Below are 17052 nucleotides of genomic sequence, written 5' to 3' on the forward strand. Positions count from 1 at the left end.
CGCCATGACACATGGTGATGGGGCGCACGATCGCGGATAATGCGCGGATCGTCGATGCGAGTTCGAGTCCGATGAATCCGTTACGCTGGGGTTTCCGCGCGCAGTTCCTGCTCGGCTTTCTGATCTGCGCCGGCTTGCTGGGCTATGCGATTTTCGTGCAATACCGGCTGGGCATCGAGCCGTGCCCGCTGTGCATCTTCCAGCGCATCGCGTTCGCGGCGCTGGGCGTGCTGTTCCTGCTCGGCGCCCTGCACGGGCCGCGCAGCGCTGGCGGGCGCAAGCTCTACGGCGTCCTGGCGTTCCTGGCCGCGATGGTGGGCGCCGGCATCTCCACCAAGCACGTCTCGGTGCAGCTGTTCCCGGACCCGATGGCGTCCTGCGGCCCGCCGCTGAGCTTCCTGCGCGAGACCATGGGGCCGTTCGAGGTGCTGCGCCGGGTGCTGACCGGCACCGGCGACTGCGGCAACATCGACTGGCGCTTCCTCGGCCTGTCGATGCCGATGTGGTGCCTGATCTGCTTCGTGTTGCTGGCGGTGTTCGCGCTGTATGCGGGCTTCAAGAGCCGGCGGCGCACGCTGATCTGACGGTTCCCCCACTGCGCGCTGATCGCGAAGCCTTATCGTGCCCGGCGATTGGCGTCAGCGCTGCTTGACGCCGAGATGGGTGGAGCGGACGCACGCCGCCGTGCCACGACGTTGTCCATTCGATTGGGCAACGTCCTGATGTGCTGTCCCCCCGATTGGCGATCCGCTCTCTCGCCTGTCTGCCTCAAAGCGCCGCGCTGGCCGGTGGCAGCGCCTGCGCGCTTGTAGCCTGCGGGACGACCTGGGCCAGGAACGCCGCCACCGGCCTGGCCCACACCGACGGATCGGCCTGGGCGAAGGTCTTGTGGCCATCGTCGCCGAAGGTCGGCAGATCGACGAAGGTCACCGGCGGCGTCGAGCCGGCGCGGTAGGCCGCATACATGCGGTGCGCCAGGTCGCGCCGAAAGAAGTGATCGTTCGCGGCGTACAGCCACAGTTGCGGCAGTGTGTTGGCCGCGCCGAGGGTCTTTTCTGCTTCGACCAGGCGGTCCTCGCCGGCGCAGATGACCTCCTTGCCATTGCTGCCGCGCCCGCCGGCGAAGCTGATGACGCCACGCACGCCCGGCGGCGGCGCATCGGCCAGGGCCACCGCGCCGAGACCGCCGGCGGACTGGCCGACCACCACGATGCGCTGCGGGTCCACGCCGGGAAGGCGTGCGGCGGCGTCGACAATCGCCGTTTCGGCCGCGGCGATCTTGCGCCCGGCGACGACGAAATCGGCATCGTGGCAGTTGCCGGCGCCTTCCAGATAGGTGCCGCTGGAACTGCCGTAGCCAGGCCGTAAGGCGAGCACCACCATGTAGCCACGGGCGGCGAACCAGCGCGCGGCGCGGGCGAAACCGAGGCGGGTGTCGGCCAGCTTGCGCTTGTCCGCCGGAGTGCCGTGATGGATGACGATCAGCGGAAATGGGCCGGGGCCCGCGGGGCGATACACGCGGGCGGCGAGATCGTAGTCGACCCCTTGCACGACGACCGGCATTCGGAAGTCGGTGACGCTTTCGGCGTGTGCCGTCGACGGTGCGGCGATGGCGAGAATGGTGGCCGCGACGATGGTGGCGAACAGGTGTTTGAGCATGCGCGAGACCTGCCTGGACGGGATGCATGGCAACGCGTCGTGGCGGCGGTCCGGAGCACGGGGGGATGACGTGATGGGACGCCTCCCTCGGGCGGGGGCGAAGCCACGGCCACGACGCAGCGTGCGGCTTCGCTGTGGTGCCGGACGGGCCGCGGCAAAAGCCGGACCCGTCACGTCTTGCGGCGCGAGGCCTGCGGTGCGCCGGGTGGCACGCCGCAGGCGATCGCCGCGCCTGCTCAGAAGTCCTGCTGCAGGCTCAGGTAGACGCCACGGCGCGGCGCCCACTGCGGCGCGAACACGCCGATGCCGCCGCCGTCGCGCAACTGGTAGTGGCGGTCGAGCACGTTGAGCACGGCCAGCTGCGCGTGCAGCGGGTGGCTGCTGGCCAGGGCGAAGTCGTGGCCGGCGCTGAGGTTGAGCTGGAAGTACGCCGGCAGCTCGCCGCCGTTGGGCACGCCGTTGGCGTCGGTGCGCAGGCCGCTGCCGAACAGGTAGTCGGCGCCGACGTGGCTATCCTCGGCCAGGGCGTAGTTGATGCCGCCGGAGGAAGTCAGCTTCTGGTCGTGGTCCAGGTGGATCCAGTGATCGTTGGCGTAGGCCAGCGCATCCGGGTCGAAGTTGTACAGGCTGGTCATTACCTGCTTGCCCATGGCCTTGCTGTAGGCCGCGTTGAAGTAGGCGTTGATCGGGCCGTTGCTGTAGTCGGCGCTGAACTCTGCGCCGCGAATGCGGCCGTAGCGGTAGTTGAAGGTGGAGTAGACGTAGGCGGCGCCGAACTGGCCTTCGTCCTGCAGGCGGTCGGCCTTGCGGTAGTAGGTGTCCAGGCCGAGGGTCAGGTGGTCGCCGACCATCTGCGAGATGCCCAGGTCGTAGTAGTCGCTGCGCTCGCTCAGCGGCTTGGTCGGGCCGCCCGCCGCCGACTGCTGGTTGGTGGTGCCGTCGTACAGGGCGATGTCGCTGGTGGAGATCAGCTCGGTGGCCGGTGGGGTGAAGTAGCGCGCATAGCCGGCGTGCAGGGTGGTGCTGTCGCTGGCATGCCAGACCACGCCCAGGCGCGGGCTGAGCTGGCCCTCGGTGGTACCGAAGGCCTTGTAGCGATCGCCGCGCACGCCGTAGTTGATGGTCCAGGCATCGCTCGGCTGCCATTCGTCCTGCAGGTACACCGCGTAGGTGCTGGCGTGGAAGCGGCTGCCGTCGGGGATGAACAGCGGCACGTCGCTGCTCTGGCTGCCGTCGTCGTTGGCCGGGAACACGTAGGCGTTGTTGCTGGCGTTGGCGTGTTCGAAGTTGCCGTACACGCCGTAGCGCAAGGTGTGGGTGCTGCCCCACGGCGTGGAGAAGTCGGCCTGCAGGGTGCTGGCGCGGTTGGCGCGCTGCACCTGCGAAGCGATGCCGTTGAAGATCAGGTCCCCGGCGATGTCCGGGGAGAACGCGACGCTGCTGTAGCGCTGGCCGGCCGACAACTGGTAACTGGTGTCGCCGAGCGCGCCCTGCAGCACCAGGGTGCCGAAGCGGGTGTTCTCGCGCTGGTTCTCGTCGAGCTGCGTGGAATCGAAGCTGTTGTTGCCCAAGTAGGTGAACGCCGGCGTCTGCCCCGGATTGTTGGGGATCTGGAAGCGGTTGTTGGCGTAGCCGACCAGCAGGCTGAGCCGGGTGTTCTCGTTCAGCAGGTAGCTGAGGTCGGCGAAGCCCTTGCCTTGGTGGGTCTTGTCGTGGATCGGGTTGTCGCTGTCGGTCGGGTTTTCCATGCCGATGCGGTTCTGCAGGTAGTTGCCGCTGGCGAACCAGCTGAAGCGGCCGTCGCTGCCCCACCACGAGGCGTTGGGATTGAGCGTGCCGTAAGAGCCGCCGGTGATGCCGACGCTGCCGCCGTTGCCCAGTTCCACGCCGTTCTTGGTGGTGATGTCGACCACCGCCGCGGTGCGGTCGCCGAACTGCGCCGGCAGCGCGCCGTCGAGCAGGCGGATGTTCTTGATCGTGCGCGGGTCCAGGGTCTGGCCGAAGCCGGAGATGGATTCGGGAATCATCACGCCATTGATGCGGTACTGCAGATTGGCGTGGTCGCCGCGCACATGGATGCCGCCGTAGGAATCCTGGACCACGCCCGGCGCCTGCAGCAGCACTTGGTTGAGCGGGGTGGAGGCGCCCAGCGGCAGGCGGGCGATGTCCTCGGCGGTGATCGCGTACTGGCTGCTGCCGATGTCCGGCGACAGCGCGTTGCGCGCGGCTTCCAGCTTGGCGGTGACGGTGACCGGATCGAGATCGACGGTCGGTTCGGCGGCAGCGGTGCTGTCTGCGGCGAGGGCGAGGCCGGGGGCGACCAGCAGGACCAGGGCGATGGCGGAGGAGAGGGGGCGACGTGTCATGGCGAGGCGGACCAAAGGGAAAGGAATTGTTACTTAATAACAGTGTGCTTTCGCAAAAACGCCGGCGTAGGCCGGAAGTCATGGTGGCGTCGCGGTGTTGCTTGCCATTCATGTCGCGGCGCTGCCAGCGTGATCGGCGTGCGGCGCTATGCGGCGCGCCCCGGCTCTGCGAACATCGCACACTGCCAAGGAGTCCTTTCATGAATCTGTCCGCCGCCGCCGTGTCCGAATCCGCCTCGTCCTCCTGGTCGCCCGCCAGTTGGCGCGAGCGGCCGGCGCTGCAGATGCCGGTGTATCCGGATCCGCAGGCGCTGGAGACCACGCTGACGGAGTTGCGGCAGTTGCCGCCGCTGGTGACCTCCTGGGAGATCTTCGCGCTGAAGAAGCAGCTGGCCGAGGCACAGGAAGGCAAGCGCTTCCTGCTGCAGGGCGGCGATTGCGCGGAGAACTTCAGCGATTGCGAATCCGGCACCATCTCCAACCGGCTCAAGGTGCTGCTGCAGATGAGCCTGGTGCTGGTGCACGGCCTGCGCCTGCCGGTGGTGCGGGTCGGTCGCTACGCCGGGCAGTACGCCAAGCCGCGCTCGGCCGATACCGAGACCCGCGATGGCGTGACCCTGCCCAGCTACCGCGGCGACGTGGTCAACGGCCCGGAGTTCACCGCGCAGGCACGGGTGCCGGATCCGCGGCGCATGATCACCGCGCATTCGCGTTCGGCGATGACCATGAACTTCGTGCGTGCGCTGATCGACGGCGGGTTCGCCGACCTGCACCATCCCGAGTACTGGAACCTGAGCTGGGTCGGTTGTTCGCCGCTGGCCGACGACTACCAGAAGATGGTGTCCTCGATCGGCGATGCGGTGCGCTTCATGGAAACCCTCTCCGGCGCGCAGTTGTACAACCTCAATCGCGTCGATTTCTACACCTCGCACGAGGCCTTGCTGCTGCCCTACGAGGAAGCGCTGACCCGCGAGGTGCCGCGGCAGTGGGGCTGGTTCAACCTCAGCACGCACTATCCGTGGATCGGCATGCGCACCGCGGCGCTGGACGGCGCGCACGTGGAGTATTTCCGCGGCATCCGCAATCCGATCGCGATCAAGGTCGGGCCGTCGGCGCAGCCGGACCAGTTGCTGCGGCTGATCGACGTGCTCAATCCGGAAGACGAGCCGGGCCGGCTGACCTTCATCCACCGCATGGGCGCGGCGCAGATCGCCGAGAAGCTGCCGCCGCTGCTGGACGCGGTGAAGCGCGACGGCCGCCGCGTGTTGTGGGTGTGCGATGCGATGCACGGCAACACCGAGAGCACCAGCAACGGCTACAAGACCCGGCGCTACCAGAACGTCCTGGGCGAGGTGGAGCAGTCGTTCGACATCCACGCCGCGGCCGGCACCCGCCTGGGCGGCGTGCATCTGGAACTGACCGGCGAGGACGTCACCGAGTGCACCGGCGGCGCGCGCGAACTGACCGAGCGCGACCTGGAGCGCGCCTACCGCTCCAGCGTCGATCCGCGGCTGAACTACGAGCAGTCGCTGGAGATCGCGATGGCGATCGTGCGCAAGCAGAGCGGGCGCCACGTCGCCACGCCGCTCGCGTAGTCGATTGGCGTCATGCGCCGTCGCGCAGTGTGCGCGTCGGTGCTGCGCTGGCGCTGGCACAGACCTGTGCGGGGCCATGACATCTGCATGCACTGCGCGTGGCGGCGTCGCGCTGCAACTGGCAGCCCATTTCGCAGAATCGTGCGCACACGCGCCTGCTGCGGCTGCCATTGCCCGGCGCCGCACCGTGCGTGCTCGACATCGCGCTAATCCCCGCACTGCCAGACTGTCGCGACTCCTCCCCCCAACAAAGGAGCGCAACTTGACCCTCGATCTTCACTGGGTGCCCTGGCGTGCCTACACGGTGCCGATCGGCGCCGCATTGATTCTCGGCTTCCTGGCCTGGTGGCTGCTGTTGCGCATCGCCCAGCGCATGCGCGGCCGCGACTACCGGCGTGCGCGCATCGTGCGCGTGGTCAGCGTGCCGGTCGCCTTCCTGCTGCCGATGCTGATGCTCAGCTTCGCGCTCGAATCCACGCCGCTGGACGAGAAGGCGCTGACCGACCTGCAGCACCTGCTGCACATCGGCATGATCGGTTGCGTGACCTGGTTGCTGGTGCGTGGCGTGGCGGCGCTGGAAACGGCGATCCTGCGCAGCCATCCGATCGAGGTGGCGGACAACCTCACCGCGCGCCGCGTGCAGACCCAGACCAGGGTGCTGGCGCGGGTGGTGATGGGCACGATCATCCTGTTGGGCACCTCGATCGTCCTGTTGACCTTCCCGGCGGTGCGGCAGATCGGCACCACCTTGCTGGCCTCGGCCGGCATCATCGGCCTGGTCGCCGGTATCGCCGCCAAGCCGGTGTTCGGCAACCTGATCGCCGGCCTGCAGATCGCGCTGACCCAGCCGATCCGGCTCGACGACGTGGTCATCGTCGAAGGCGAGTGGGGCCGCATCGAGGAGATCGGCAGTTCCTATGTGGTGGTGCGGATCTGGGACGAGCGGCGCATGGTGGTACCGCTGACCTGGTTCATCGAAAACCCGTTCCAGAACTGGACGCGCAGCAGCGCCGACCTGCTTGGTACCGCGTTCCTGTGGCTGGACTACCGCACGCCGATCGCGCAGGTGCGCGCCGAGCTGGAGCGGATCTGCAAGAGCGAGCCGCTATGGGACGGACGGGTCTGCGTGACCCAGGTGACCGATACCAGCGAGCGCACGATCCAGGTGCGCCTGCTGGTCAGCGCGCGCAACTCCGGCGATGCCTTCGACCTGCGCTGCATCGTGCGCGAACGCATGCTGGACTTCCTGGTGCGCGAGCACCCTTACGCCTTGCCGCTGCTGCGCGCCGAAGTGGCGCCGGAGCCGGTGCGGCTGTCACATCCGCCGATACGCGCCAGCGACTCCGATGCGATGCGTTCGCCCGGTGCGGAGGATGGGGCGCCGGCAGTGAATGCCGCAGCGGATGAGGCGCGTGCGTCGCGCTGATTGCTGGCGGCCCGCGGCAGGGTCGATGCGCCTTGGGCAGGGTCCTCTTGCGTTGCAGTGAACGGCGCCGGCCGTGTGGCGGGGACGCAACTGCGCACCGGTGACCGGTAGGTGCCTATCACTTCAAAGATGCCGGCGCCGTTGCAGCGCCGGCGCAGCTCAGGCCGAAGGATGCCGCCGGCGCCGCACCAGATCGCGGGCCAGGATGCCGACCACGGCGAGGTTGATCGCCAGCACCGCCCACGAGGCCCAGCCAGGGTGGCGCACGATCGCGTAGACGTCGAACGGCAGGTAGATGGCCGCGGAAATGCAGCCCAGCAGCGAGGCCCAGGCCTTGGCGCGCCACAGGCCCCAGGCCTCGATGATGTGCAGCACGCCGTAGGCGAGCATGCCGGCGGCGGCCAGGTGCACCGCGCCGGGGCTGATCATGGTCAGCAGCGAGGGCAGGGCACCGTGGTCCGGATCCAGGCTGAAGCGCACGATCAGCTTGTCCACCCCCGCGCGCAGCGGGGCTGGACCCATCAGTTCCAGCCCCGTGGCCGCCAACACCGCGAGCAGGCCCTTGCCGGCCTCCAGCAGTGCGATCAGGTGCAGGCCCGGATGCGCGTGCGGATCCGGGTTGTACGCCTTGTCGGCGGCCATAGGCGTGCGCTGCCGCTTAGCCCGCGCGACCGGCGCGCTTGCGCTCGTTTTCGGTCAGGTGCTTCTTGCGCAAGCGGATCTCCTTCGGGGTGACTTCGACCAGCTCGTCATCTTCGATGAAGTCCAGCGCCTGTTCCAGCGTGTACTTGATCGCCGGGGTCAGCTTGATCGCATCGTCCTTGCCCGAGGCGCGCATGTTGGTCAGCGGCTTGGTCTTGATCGCGTTGACGGTCAGGTCGTTGTCCTTGGAGTGGATGCCGACCAGCTGCCCTTCATACACGTTGTCGCCTTCGGCGGCAAACAGGCGGCCGCGCTCTTCCAGCGGGCCCAGCGCGTAGGCGGGGGTGGCGCCGGGCGCGTTGGCGATCATCACGCCGTTCTGGCGCTTGGCGATGGCGCCCTGTTCCTTCGGACCGTAGTGGTCGAACACGTGGAACAGCAGGCCCGAGCCCTGGGTCAGGGTGCGGAACTCGTTCTGGAAGCCGATCAGGCCACGCGCCGGGATCATGTAGTCCAGGCGCACACGACCCTTGCCGTCCGGCTCCATGTTCTTCAGCTGGCCCTTGCGGGTGCCCAGCTTTTCCATCACGCCGCCCTGATGCTGTTCCTCGATGTCCACCACCAACTGCTCGACCGGCTCCATCAGCTTGCCGTCGATCTCCTTGATGATGACTTCCGGGCGCGACACCGCCAGCTCGAAGCCCTCACGGCGCATGTTCTCGATCAGCACCGACAGGTGCAGCTCGCCGCGGCCGGAGACCAGGAACTTGTCGGCGTCTTCCAGCTGCTGGACCTTCAGCGCCACGTTGTGCACGGTCTCGCGCTCCAGCCGGTCCTTGAGCTGGCGGCTGGTCAGGAACTTGCCGCCGGACAGGTCCTTGTTGCCGGCGAACGGCGAGTTGTTGACCTGGAAGGTCATCGAGATGGTCGGCTCGTCCACGGTCAGCGGCGGCAGCGCCTCGGGGGCCTCCAGCGCGCACACGGTGTCGGAGATGGTCAGCTCCTGGATACCGGAGATGGCGACGATGTCGCCGGCCTGCGCGCTGTCCTGCTCGATGCGCTCCAGGCCCAGGAAGCCCAGCACCTGCAGCACCTTGCCCTGGCGCTTCTTGCCTTCGCGGTCGATCACCGCCACCGGCATGTTCTTCTTCAGCACGCCGCGCTGGATGCGGCCGATGCCGATCACGCCGACGAAGTTGTTGTAGTCCAGCTGGCTGATGCGCATCTGGAACGGGCCGTCCGGGTCCACGTCCGGCTTCGGCGCGTGCCGCATGATCGCTTCGTACAGCGGGGTCATGTCGCCGTCGCGCACGCTGTCGTCCAGCGAGGCGTAGCCGTTCAGCGCCGAGGTGTAGACGATCGGGAAGTCGAGCTGCTCGTTGGTGGCGCCGAGCTTGTCGAACAGGTCGAACACTTGGTCGATCACCCAGTCCGGGCGCGCGCCGGGACGGTCGATCTTGTTGACCACCACGATCGGCTTGAAGCCCATCGCGAACGCCTTCTGGGTCACGAAGCGGGTCTGCGGCATCGGGCCGTCCATCGCGTCGACCAGGATCAGCACGGTATCCACCATCGACAGCACGCGCTCCACCTCGCCGCCGAAGTCGGCGTGTCCGGGGGTGTCGACGATGTTGATGCGGTTGCCCTGCCAGGTGATGGCGGTGTTCTTGGCCAGGATGGTGATGCCGCGTTCCTTTTCCTGGTCGTTGCTGTCCATCACGCGCTCGGCCAGCACCGTGCGCTCGGACAGGGTGCCGGACTGCTTCAGCAGGCAGTCGACGAGGGTGGTCTTGCCGTGGTCGACGTGGGCGACGATGGCGATATTGCGAAGATTTTCGATGGACATGCGAAAGGGGGCCAGCCGGCGCCAGAAGGAAGGAAAGGAAGCCACCTAGTATACCCGGATCCCGTGGCGCCTGCCGGCGCCCGGCGGCGGCAGGCCGGGCAGGCCCGTTCAGGCGCCGGCGGCGGGCGCGGGCGAAGCCTGAACAAGGCGCCGTGTATCCTATGCGCCCCTCATGACGCCCCCGTTTCCAAGGAATCCCATGTCCCTGATCGCCCATTTCGACACCGCCCGCGGCCCGATCAAGATCGAGCTGTATCCCGACAAGGCCCCGCTGACCGTGGCCAACTTCGTGAACCTGGCCAAGCGCGGCTTCTACGACGGGCTGAACTTCCACCGCGTGATCGCCGACTTCATGATCCAGGGCGGTTGCCCGGAAGGCTCCGGCCGCGGCGGCCCGGGCTACCGCTTCGAGGACGAGACCAACAACGGCGTGCGCCACGACCGCGGCGTGCTGTCCATGGCCAATGCCGGCCCCAGCACCAACGGCAGCCAGTTCTTCATCACCCACACCGCCACCCCGTGGCTGGACGGCAAGCACACCGTGTTCGGCAAGGTGCTCGAGGGCCTGGATGTGGTCGACAGCGTCGCCCAGGGCGACGTGATCAACAAGATCACCATCGAAGGCGACGCCGACGCGGTGCTGGCGGCCAAGGCCGACCGCGTCGCCGAGTGGAACCGCACGCTCGACGCCTGATCCGGCGCTGTCCGCGCGTCCGGTCCTGCGGCCGGGCGCGCAGACCCTGCGTGCTACCATTTCCCGGTTGATTGCCGCACCCGACCGCCGATGACGATGCGCCCCCTTGTGTTGTGCCTGCTGCTGCTCGTGATCGGCGGCGGCGTGCACGCGTGGTGGCGCAGTGCGGCCTCGGCACCGTCGGCCGCACTGGCTGCCGGCGACCCGCGCCTGCTGACCGGCGACGACGGCATCGTCATGCTCGCCGCCGACTGGTGCGGCTACTGCCGCCGGCAACAGGCCGATTTCGCCCGCGCCCAGGTCCGCTACACGGTCCTGGACGTGGAGCAGGAGGCCGGCCGCCAGGCCGCCGCCGCGCTGGGCCTGGAAGGCGTGCCAATCACCGTGATCGGCCAGCACGTGGTCGAAGGCTACGACACCGCCGCCCTGGACCTGCACCTGCAGCCGCTGGGCTATCGCGTCTACTGATCCACCCCACCCACTTTCTTAGCAGAGGAATCCCCCATGAAAGCACCCGTTCGTGTTGCCGTGACCGGCGCCGCCGGCCAGATCGGTTATGCCCTGCTGTTCCGTATCGCCTCCGGCGAAATGCTGGGCAAGGACCAGCCGGTGATCCTGCAGTTGCTGGAACTGCCGATGGAGAAGGCCCAGGCCGCGCTGAAGGGCGTGATGATGGAGTTGGAAGACTGCGCGTTCCCGCTGCTGGCCGGCATGGTCGGCACCGACGACGCCGAAGTCGCGTTCAAGGATGCCGACATCGCCCTGCTGGTCGGCGCGCGCCCGCGCGGCCCGGGCATGGAGCGCAAGGACCTGCTGCTGGAGAACGCCAAGATCTTCACCGCGCAGGGCGCGGCGCTGAACAAGGTGGCCAAGCGCGACGTCAAGGTGCTGGTGGTCGGCAACCCGGCCAACACCAACGCCTACATCGCCATGAAGTCGGCGCCGGACCTGAACCCGAAGAACTTCACCGCCATGCTGCGCCTGGACCACAATCGCGCGCTGAGCCAGCTCTCGCTCAAGCTCGGCAAGCCGGTCGGCGGCATCGAGAAGCTGGTGGTGTGGGGCAACCACAGCCCGACCATGTACCCGGACTACCGCTTCGCCACCGCCGACGGCGCCTCCATCGCCGATGCGATCAACGACCAGGAATGGAACGCCGGCACCTTCATCCCGACCGTGGGCAAGCGCGGCGCGGCGATCATTGAAGCGCGCGGCCTGTCCTCGGCCGCCTCGGCCGCCAACGCCGCCATCGACCACGTGCGCGACTGGGTGCTGGGCAGCAACGGCAAGTGGGTGACGATGGGCGTGCCGTCCGACGGCTCCTACGGCATCCCGGAAGGCGTGATCTTCGGTTTCCCGGTCACCACCGAGAACGGCAAGTACACCATCGTCAAGGATCTGCCGATCGACGACTTCAGCCAGAAGTACGTCGACAAGACCCTGGCCGAACTGGAAGAAGAGCGCAGCGGCGTGGCCCACCTGCTGGGCTGATCGCCACCGCGATCGCGTCGTCACGGAACGCCGGGCCCCGCCCGGCGTTTCGCGTTGTGGGAAGACCGAGATGATGAATCTGATCCACTGGCGGCTGTACGTCGCCGTCGTCGAGTGCGGCAGCATCAGCGCAGGCGCCGCGCGCTGCGGCATCACCCAGTCCGGCGCCAGCCAGGCCATCGCGCAGATGGAGCATGTGCTGGGCGCAGCGCTGCTGCTGCGCGAGCGCGGGCGGATCCAGCCGACGCCGTTCGGAGCGCGCGCGCTGGAGCATGCGCGGGCGATGCTGGGCGAGCTGGCGCACGTGCAGGCGCTGGCCAGGGCGCAATGTGCGCCCGCCGCGCCGTCGCTGCGGGTGGCCGGGTTCGCGTCGTCGCGGCCCTGGCTGGCGCCGCGCCTGCGCGCGTTCGAGCGGGCGCATCCGGACACAGGCGTGGTCTGGCTGGAAGGCAGCGACGAAGAGGTCGAGGCCTGGCTGGCGGCCGGCAACATCGACCTGGGCGTGGTGCTGGATCCGGCGCCGGAGCGCGATGCCACGGTGTTCGGCACGGACGAATGGTTGGCAGTGCTGCCGCCAGCGCTGGCGCGTCCGCAGGCGCGCGACATCGCCCTGACGGAGCTGCTGGCGCTACCGTTCGTACTGGCTACCGGCGGTTGCTGGTTGCATGCGCAGCGCCTGGCCGAGCGTGAGGGACTGGCGATCGCCGACCTGCGCCTGCAGGTGCGCGACTGGTCCAGCGCCTGGACCCTGGTGCGCGATGGCGCGGGCGCCAGCCTGCTGCCGGCGTCGGTGCTGCCGGCCGCGCGCGACGGCGTGCAGGTCCTGCCGTTGCAGCCGCGGTTGCAGCGCCGCTTCGCATTGGTCGCTGCTGCACACGTGGCACCGGCCGCGTTGCAACTGCGCGGGTTCCTGGACGAAGCCATTAGCAGCGCTACTGGCGCGCCCTGACATTCTTGTTTCTCGACAGGCCCCGTGCCGCGCACACTGCGCGCGCCGATTGTCCGGTGTTCCTGCGAGACCGTTCCGATGCACCTCTATGCCGCTCCTGGCGCGTGCTCCCTGGCGCCGCACATCGTGCTGCGCGAACTGCAGTTGCCGTTCCGGCTGGTGCGGGTGGACAACCGCAGCAAGCGTACTGCCGATGGCGAGGATTTCCGGGCGATCAATCCCAAGGGTTATGTGGCCGCGCTGCAACTGGACGACGGCCAGGTGCTGACCGAGGGGCCGGCGATCCTGCTGTACCTGGCCGACCGCTGTCCGCAGGCGGCATTGGTGCCACCGGCGGAGGCAGGCGCCTTGCCGCGCTATCGCCTGTACGAGTGGCTGGCCTTCATCAACAGCGAACTGCATGCCGGCAGCGTGCCGCTGTTCGATGCCGGGCTGGCGCCGGAGCGGCGCGCCGCGGTCGCCGCCCGCCTGCTGCAGCGCTATGGCCATGCCGAGACCGCGCTAAGCGCGCGGCCGTACCTGCTCGGCGAGCGCTTCGGCGTGGCCGATGCCTACCTGTTCACCGTACTCGGTTGGCTGCCGCGGTTCGGCCTGTCGCTGGACGCGCATCCGGCGTTGGCCGCCTACACGGCGCGCATCGCGCAGCGTCCCAGCGTGGTGGCGGCGCTGGCCGCCGAGCAGGCGCTGGCGCCGTCCTGAGCCGGGGCGGCGCGGTCCGGCCGGGCATGACCTTCGGCGCTCGGCCGCTGCGCGGCGGCCGTGCTACGTTGCCGGGGCCATTCGAAAGGGGGTTTCGATCATGCTCATGCCGTTCCGCTGGATCGGCGCGCTGGCGCTCGCCAGTGCGTTGCCTGTTGCCGCCCATGCCGCCACCGCCGACAGCGGGTACCGGCAACCGCCCGAGCCGCTGCTGGGCGTGATGCGCGCGCCGCTCAATCCGTCGCCGCGGCTGGACCCGACCGGGCGCACCCTGCTGCTGGTGGAGCGCCAGGCCTACCCGCCGATCGCGCGCGTCGCCGAGCCGTACCTGAAACTGGCCGGGGTACGCGTGGAGCCGCGCACCCATGCGCGCCACGACATGTCCAACGGCTACGGCATCCGCGCCTGCCTGGACGGCTTCAGCCTAGTCGACGTGGCCAGCGGCAAGCAGACCCCAGTGACCCTGCCGGCCGGCGCCTGTCCGGCACAACCGGTGTGGTCGCCGGACGGGCGCCGCTTCGCCTTCAACAACACCGCGGCCGACCGCGTCGAACTGTGGCTGGGCGATGTCGCCACCGGCGCAGTGCGCCGCATCGACGGCGTGCAGCTCAACCCGGTGCTGGGCGGCGAGATCCAGTGGCTGGGCGGCAGCGACACGCTGCTGGTGCGCACGGTGCCGCAGGATCTGGGCCCGGCGCCGGTGAAGGCGGCGGTGCCGCCGGGGCCGGAGGTCAAGGAAGCGATCCGCGGCAAGGGCGAGAGCAGCACCTACGAGGCCCGCGACACCCTGTCCAGCCCCGAGGACGAGACCCAGTTCACCTACTACGCCACTTCGCAGCTGGTCACCGTGGATGCCGCCAGCGGCAAACTGCGCACGATCGGCAAGCCGGCGGTGTACTCGGTGGTCGACGGCGCGCCGGACGGCCGCCACGTGCGCGTGGAGCGCCTGCAGCGCCCGTATTCCTACGTCACCACCTACGGCCGCTTCGCCCACGACGTGGCGGTGCTGGACCTGGCCGACGGTAGCGAGCGCGTGCTGGCCAACCTGCCGGTGGCCGACCGGGTGCCGGTGCATGGCGTGCCGACCGGGCCGCGTGCCTACGGCTGGCGTTCCAACCAGCCGGCCACCCTGGTCTGGGCCGAGGCGCTGGACGGCGGCGACTGGAAGACGAGCGTTCCTGCCCGCGACAAGCTGCTGACCCTGTCGGCGCCGTTCACCGGCAAGCCGCGCGAACTGGCCAAGGTGACCCAGCGTTACGCCGGCTTGAGCTGGTTCGCGCAGGGTGGGCAGGTGTTGCTGGACGAGTACGACGAGAACCGCCACTGGCGCCGCACCACGCTGTTGGACGCGGACCGCCCCGGCAGCGCCGGACGGGTGCTGTTCGACCTGTCCACCGACGATCTGTACGCCGATCCGGGCACGCCCGAGCTGCGTCGCTTGCCAAACGGCGAGTACGTGCTGCGCGAGGACAACGGCGCGCTGTTCCTGAGCGGACAGGGCGCCACCCCGGCCGGCGACCGGCCGTTCCTGGACCGCTACGACCTGGCGAGCGGCAAGACCCAGCGCCTGTTCCGCAGCGGCGCCGACGTCGACGAAGCCTTTGCCGGATTCGCCGGCGACGACACCAGCCGCCTGCTGACCTGGCGGCAGTCGCCGAGCGACCCGCCCAACGTGTACCTGCGCACGCTGGGCCAGGCGCAGCCGGCCGCGGCGGCCGGCGAGGCAGTGGTCGCCTCCACCCTGGCACCGGTGACCCGCTTCCCCGACCCGACCCCGGTGGTGCGGCAGATCCAGAAACGCCTGGTGACCTACAAGCGCAAGGACGGGGTGGAACTGTCCTTCACCCTGTACACGCCGCCCGGCTACAAGGAAGGCACGCGGGTGCCGGCGATCCTCTACGCCTATCCGCTGGACTATGCCGATGCCTCCAAGGCCGGCCAGGTCAGCGGTGCCAACGACCGCGACTTCACCCGCCTGCATTCCTACCAACTGTTGCTGCTGGCCGGCTACGCGATCATCGACGATGCCGCGTTCCCGATCGTCGGCGACCCGAAGACCGCCTACGACACCTACCTGCAGCAACTGGTGGAGAATGCACAGGCGGCGGTGGACAAGGCGGTGGCGCTGGGCGTGGTCGACCGCGACCGCATCGGCGTCACCGGGCATAGCCACGGCGCGCTGATGGCGGCCAACCTGCTGGCGCATACCGACCTGTTCCGCGCCGGCGTGGCCACCAGCGGCAGCTACAACAAGACCCTGACCCCGTTCGGCTTCCAGAACGAGCGGCGTTCGTTCTGGGCCGCGCCGGAGGTGTACGCGCAGGCCTCGGCGTTCTTCCACGCCGACAAGATCAACGAACCGCTGCTGCTGGTGCACGGCATGGACGACGCCAATCCCGGCACCGAGACCACCCAGGCCCCGCGCATGTTCCAGGCCATCCGCGGCCTCGGCGGCACCGCGCGGCTGGTGCTGCTGCCGTTCGAACCGCACTGGTACACCGCGCGCGAGTCCAACGAGGACGTGGTGGCGGAAATGCTGGAGTGGTTCGACCGCTACGTGAAGCAGGCGCCGCCGCGGGCGGCGTCGGCGGCGAGCGCGGCGGTGCAGAAGCAGTAGCTGGGCGGTCCGGGAGCGTACGATGCGATCGATCCTGTTCCTGGCGCCGCTGTTCCTGGCGCTCACGGCATGCGATGTGGTCGACACGGTGAAGGATGCGTACGCGCATTCGCGGAAGGTGGCTGCCGACCTGGAAGCGTCGGTCGGCAGCAAGCCCCAGGTCGGCTTCAACTGGAAAAACGGCGCCCTGGACCAAGTCGCGATCAACTTCCAGGGCGTCCCGCACAAGCCGCTGGAGCAGATCGTGCAACTCAGCAAGGCCTCGGTGGTCGCGCGCTTCGAGCAGGCGCCGAAGAATGTGGTGGTGACGTTTACGGTGCCGGGGAAGTAGTGCCGCATCCGGCGATTCGTCCAGCCGACGCCGCGTTGCGGCGCGGCTCGATTCAGGCGTGAGGCAAGGCATGACCAGACCCTGCTATCCGGGTACAACGATTCCCGTGCGTCGTGGGGACCTGGTCAGGTGGCATGACGACGAACGCCCATCGCAAGTGCTCTTTGTCGTCAGCACTGGCGACTTTCCGCCGGAAGAAGACGTCGCCTCAAGAGAGTGGTTTCGGTCCGAGTTCGGCGAAGGCATCATGATCGACACGCCTGCCGCGGGTTGGGTACTTGAGTCGGAAGACTGTGTGAACATCGTCTTGCTGCGTGCGGTCGATGAGCGCGCCTGACGAAGCTCGTCCGGAGTCGATGGTATTTCGCAGTGTTGCTAGGTAACGGTGACGGAGCCATGCATGCATTGCGCCGATGACGTGGTTGAGATCGAGCGACTTGTGAAGATGTTGGTCGCAGAGGGGTACTTCGCATATTGCAAGTGGGACGGCGCTGTGCCGATATTGTTTGCGCTCGGTCAGAAGAAGACTCACTCTGTCGACGTGCGACGTCGCGGTGGGCAAATTGCAGTGGAGTATTGGTTCGGGTATCCCGACGATGAACTGATGCGTGAAGAACTGTTCCAGAGCTTCGCCAAGACGGTCGCGCCGGTGCAGGCCTGGCTTGCCAAGGACGCCGCGAACTGACGCGCCGCTGCGGTAGTGTCGTGGCGCGCTCGGTCAACAGCTGCGATGGCAT

16 protein-coding genes are annotated in these 17052 nt (G+C 68.5%); 12 read left to right on the forward strand and 4 right to left on the reverse strand.

What is annotated here, in order from left to right:
- Positions 1-71 precede the first annotated feature (71 nt).
- Positions 72-584, forward strand: coding sequence for a disulfide bond formation protein B (locus FHR66_RS02625; protein ID WP_160967023.1), 513 nt, complete (start codon positions 72-74; stop codon positions 582-584).
- A gap of 184 nt (positions 585-768) precedes the next feature.
- Here the strand turns inward: FHR66_RS02625 and FHR66_RS02630 are convergent, their stop codons facing one another.
- Together FHR66_RS02630 and FHR66_RS02635 are read right to left on the reverse strand one after the other, a co-directional pair.
- Entirely contained in the window at positions 769-1659 is an 891-nt protein-coding gene (locus FHR66_RS02630; RefSeq protein ID WP_160967025.1) for an alpha/beta hydrolase family protein, read from the reverse strand.
- Between the two features lie 236 nt (positions 1660-1895).
- Positions 1896-4025, reverse strand: coding sequence for a TonB-dependent receptor (locus FHR66_RS02635; protein WP_160967027.1), 2130 nt, complete (start codon positions 4023-4025; stop codon positions 1896-1898).
- Between the two features lie 200 nt (positions 4026-4225).
- On the opposite strand from FHR66_RS02635, the gene FHR66_RS02640 reads away from it, so the two are divergent.
- Positions 4226-5620: a class II 3-deoxy-7-phosphoheptulonate synthase gene (locus tag FHR66_RS02640; protein ID WP_160967029.1), complete on the forward strand. Its 1395-nt coding sequence runs from the start codon at positions 4226-4228 to the stop codon at positions 5618-5620.
- A 262-nt stretch (positions 5621-5882) separates the two neighbouring features.
- Positions 5883-7046 carry a mechanosensitive ion channel family protein gene (locus FHR66_RS02645; RefSeq protein WP_160967031.1) on the forward strand — a complete coding sequence of 388 codons (1164 nt, stop codon included), beginning with the start codon at positions 5883-5885 and terminating at the stop codon, positions 7044-7046.
- A 159-nt stretch (positions 7047-7205) separates the two neighbouring features.
- Here the strand turns inward: FHR66_RS02645 and FHR66_RS02650 are convergent, their stop codons facing one another.
- Together FHR66_RS02650 and typA are read right to left on the reverse strand one after the other, a co-directional pair.
- Positions 7206-7688, reverse strand: coding sequence for a DUF2127 domain-containing protein (locus FHR66_RS02650; RefSeq protein WP_160967033.1), 483 nt, complete (start codon positions 7686-7688; stop codon positions 7206-7208).
- 16 nt (positions 7689-7704) lie between these two features.
- Complete coding sequence (typA, locus tag FHR66_RS02655) at positions 7705-9534, reverse strand: translational GTPase TypA (RefSeq protein ID WP_160967035.1); 1830 nt, start codon at positions 9532-9534, stop codon at positions 7705-7707.
- Between the two features lie 199 nt (positions 9535-9733).
- On the opposite strand from typA, the gene FHR66_RS02660 reads away from it, so the two are divergent.
- The 9 genes from FHR66_RS02660 to FHR66_RS02700 all read left to right on the forward strand — a co-directional run bounded on the left by FHR66_RS02660 (position 9734) and on the right by FHR66_RS02700 (position 17000).
- Positions 9734-10228: a peptidylprolyl isomerase gene (locus tag FHR66_RS02660; protein WP_048490063.1), complete on the forward strand. Its 495-nt coding sequence runs from the start codon at positions 9734-9736 to the stop codon at positions 10226-10228.
- 90 nt (positions 10229-10318) lie between these two features.
- Positions 10319-10696, forward strand: coding sequence for a glutaredoxin family protein (locus FHR66_RS02665; RefSeq protein ID WP_160967037.1), 378 nt, complete (start codon positions 10319-10321; stop codon positions 10694-10696).
- A gap of 36 nt (positions 10697-10732) precedes the next feature.
- Complete coding sequence (locus FHR66_RS02670; protein WP_010340467.1) at positions 10733-11719, forward strand: malate dehydrogenase; 987 nt, start codon at positions 10733-10735, stop codon at positions 11717-11719.
- Positions 11720-11789: 70 nt separating this feature from the next.
- The gene (locus FHR66_RS02675; protein WP_160967039.1) at positions 11790-12668 is read left to right on the forward strand and encodes a LysR family transcriptional regulator; all 879 of its coding nucleotides are present in this window, start codon (positions 11790-11792) and stop codon (positions 12666-12668) included.
- Positions 12669-12746: 78 nt separating this feature from the next.
- Positions 12747-13367: a glutathione transferase GstA gene (gene gstA / locus FHR66_RS02680; RefSeq protein ID WP_160967041.1), complete on the forward strand. Its 621-nt coding sequence runs from the start codon at positions 12747-12749 to the stop codon at positions 13365-13367.
- A 100-nt stretch (positions 13368-13467) separates the two neighbouring features.
- Entirely contained in the window at positions 13468-15984 is a 2517-nt protein-coding gene (locus FHR66_RS02685) for a S9 family peptidase (protein WP_160967043.1), read from the forward strand.
- Between the two features lie 22 nt (positions 15985-16006).
- Positions 16007-16315: a hypothetical protein gene (locus FHR66_RS02690; protein ID WP_160967045.1), complete on the forward strand. Its 309-nt coding sequence runs from the start codon at positions 16007-16009 to the stop codon at positions 16313-16315.
- Between the two features lie 157 nt (positions 16316-16472).
- Positions 16473-16652, forward strand: a complete 180-nt coding sequence (locus FHR66_RS02695; protein WP_167087308.1) for a hypothetical protein — start codon at positions 16473-16475, stop codon at positions 16650-16652.
- Between the two features lie 63 nt (positions 16653-16715).
- Entirely contained in the window at positions 16716-17000 is a 285-nt protein-coding gene (locus FHR66_RS02700; RefSeq protein ID WP_160967049.1) for a hypothetical protein, read from the forward strand.
- The last annotated feature ends 52 nt before the right edge of the window (positions 17001-17052 follow it).

This window comes from Xanthomonas sp. F4, assembly GCF_011761895.1.

Excerpts from the sequence above, each read along its gene's own strand:
- FHR66_RS02665 (WP_160967037.1), top strand. The coding sequence starts at position 10,319 with ATGACGATGCGCCCCCTTGTGTTGTGCCTGCTGCTGCTCGTGATCGGC.
- typA (WP_160967035.1), bottom strand. The coding sequence starts at position 9,534 with ATGTCCATCGAAAATCTTCGCAATATCGCCATCGTCGCCCACGTCGAC.
- FHR66_RS02700 (WP_160967049.1), top strand. The coding sequence starts at position 16,716 with ATGCATTGCGCCGATGACGTGGTTGAGATCGAGCGACTTGTGAAGATG.
- gstA (WP_160967041.1), top strand. The coding sequence starts at position 12,747 with ATGCACCTCTATGCCGCTCCTGGCGCGTGCTCCCTGGCGCCGCACATC.
- FHR66_RS02675 (WP_160967039.1), top strand. The coding sequence starts at position 11,790 with ATGATGAATCTGATCCACTGGCGGCTGTACGTCGCCGTCGTCGAGTGC.
- FHR66_RS02640 (WP_160967029.1), top strand. The coding sequence starts at position 4,226 with ATGAATCTGTCCGCCGCCGCCGTGTCCGAATCCGCCTCGTCCTCCTGG.
- FHR66_RS02635 (WP_160967027.1), bottom strand. The coding sequence starts at position 4,025 with ATGACACGTCGCCCCCTCTCCTCCGCCATCGCCCTGGTCCTGCTGGTC.
- FHR66_RS02625 (WP_160967023.1), top strand. The coding sequence starts at position 72 with ATGAATCCGTTACGCTGGGGTTTCCGCGCGCAGTTCCTGCTCGGCTTT.
- FHR66_RS02690 (WP_160967045.1), top strand. The coding sequence starts at position 16,007 with ATGCGATCGATCCTGTTCCTGGCGCCGCTGTTCCTGGCGCTCACGGCA.
- FHR66_RS02685 (WP_160967043.1), top strand. The coding sequence starts at position 13,468 with ATGCTCATGCCGTTCCGCTGGATCGGCGCGCTGGCGCTCGCCAGTGCG.
- FHR66_RS02630 (WP_160967025.1), bottom strand. The coding sequence starts at position 1,659 with ATGCTCAAACACCTGTTCGCCACCATCGTCGCGGCCACCATTCTCGCC.
- FHR66_RS02660 (WP_048490063.1), top strand. The coding sequence starts at position 9,734 with ATGTCCCTGATCGCCCATTTCGACACCGCCCGCGGCCCGATCAAGATC.
- FHR66_RS02650 (WP_160967033.1), bottom strand. The coding sequence starts at position 7,688 with ATGGCCGCCGACAAGGCGTACAACCCGGATCCGCACGCGCATCCGGGC.
- FHR66_RS02670 (WP_010340467.1), top strand. The coding sequence starts at position 10,733 with ATGAAAGCACCCGTTCGTGTTGCCGTGACCGGCGCCGCCGGCCAGATC.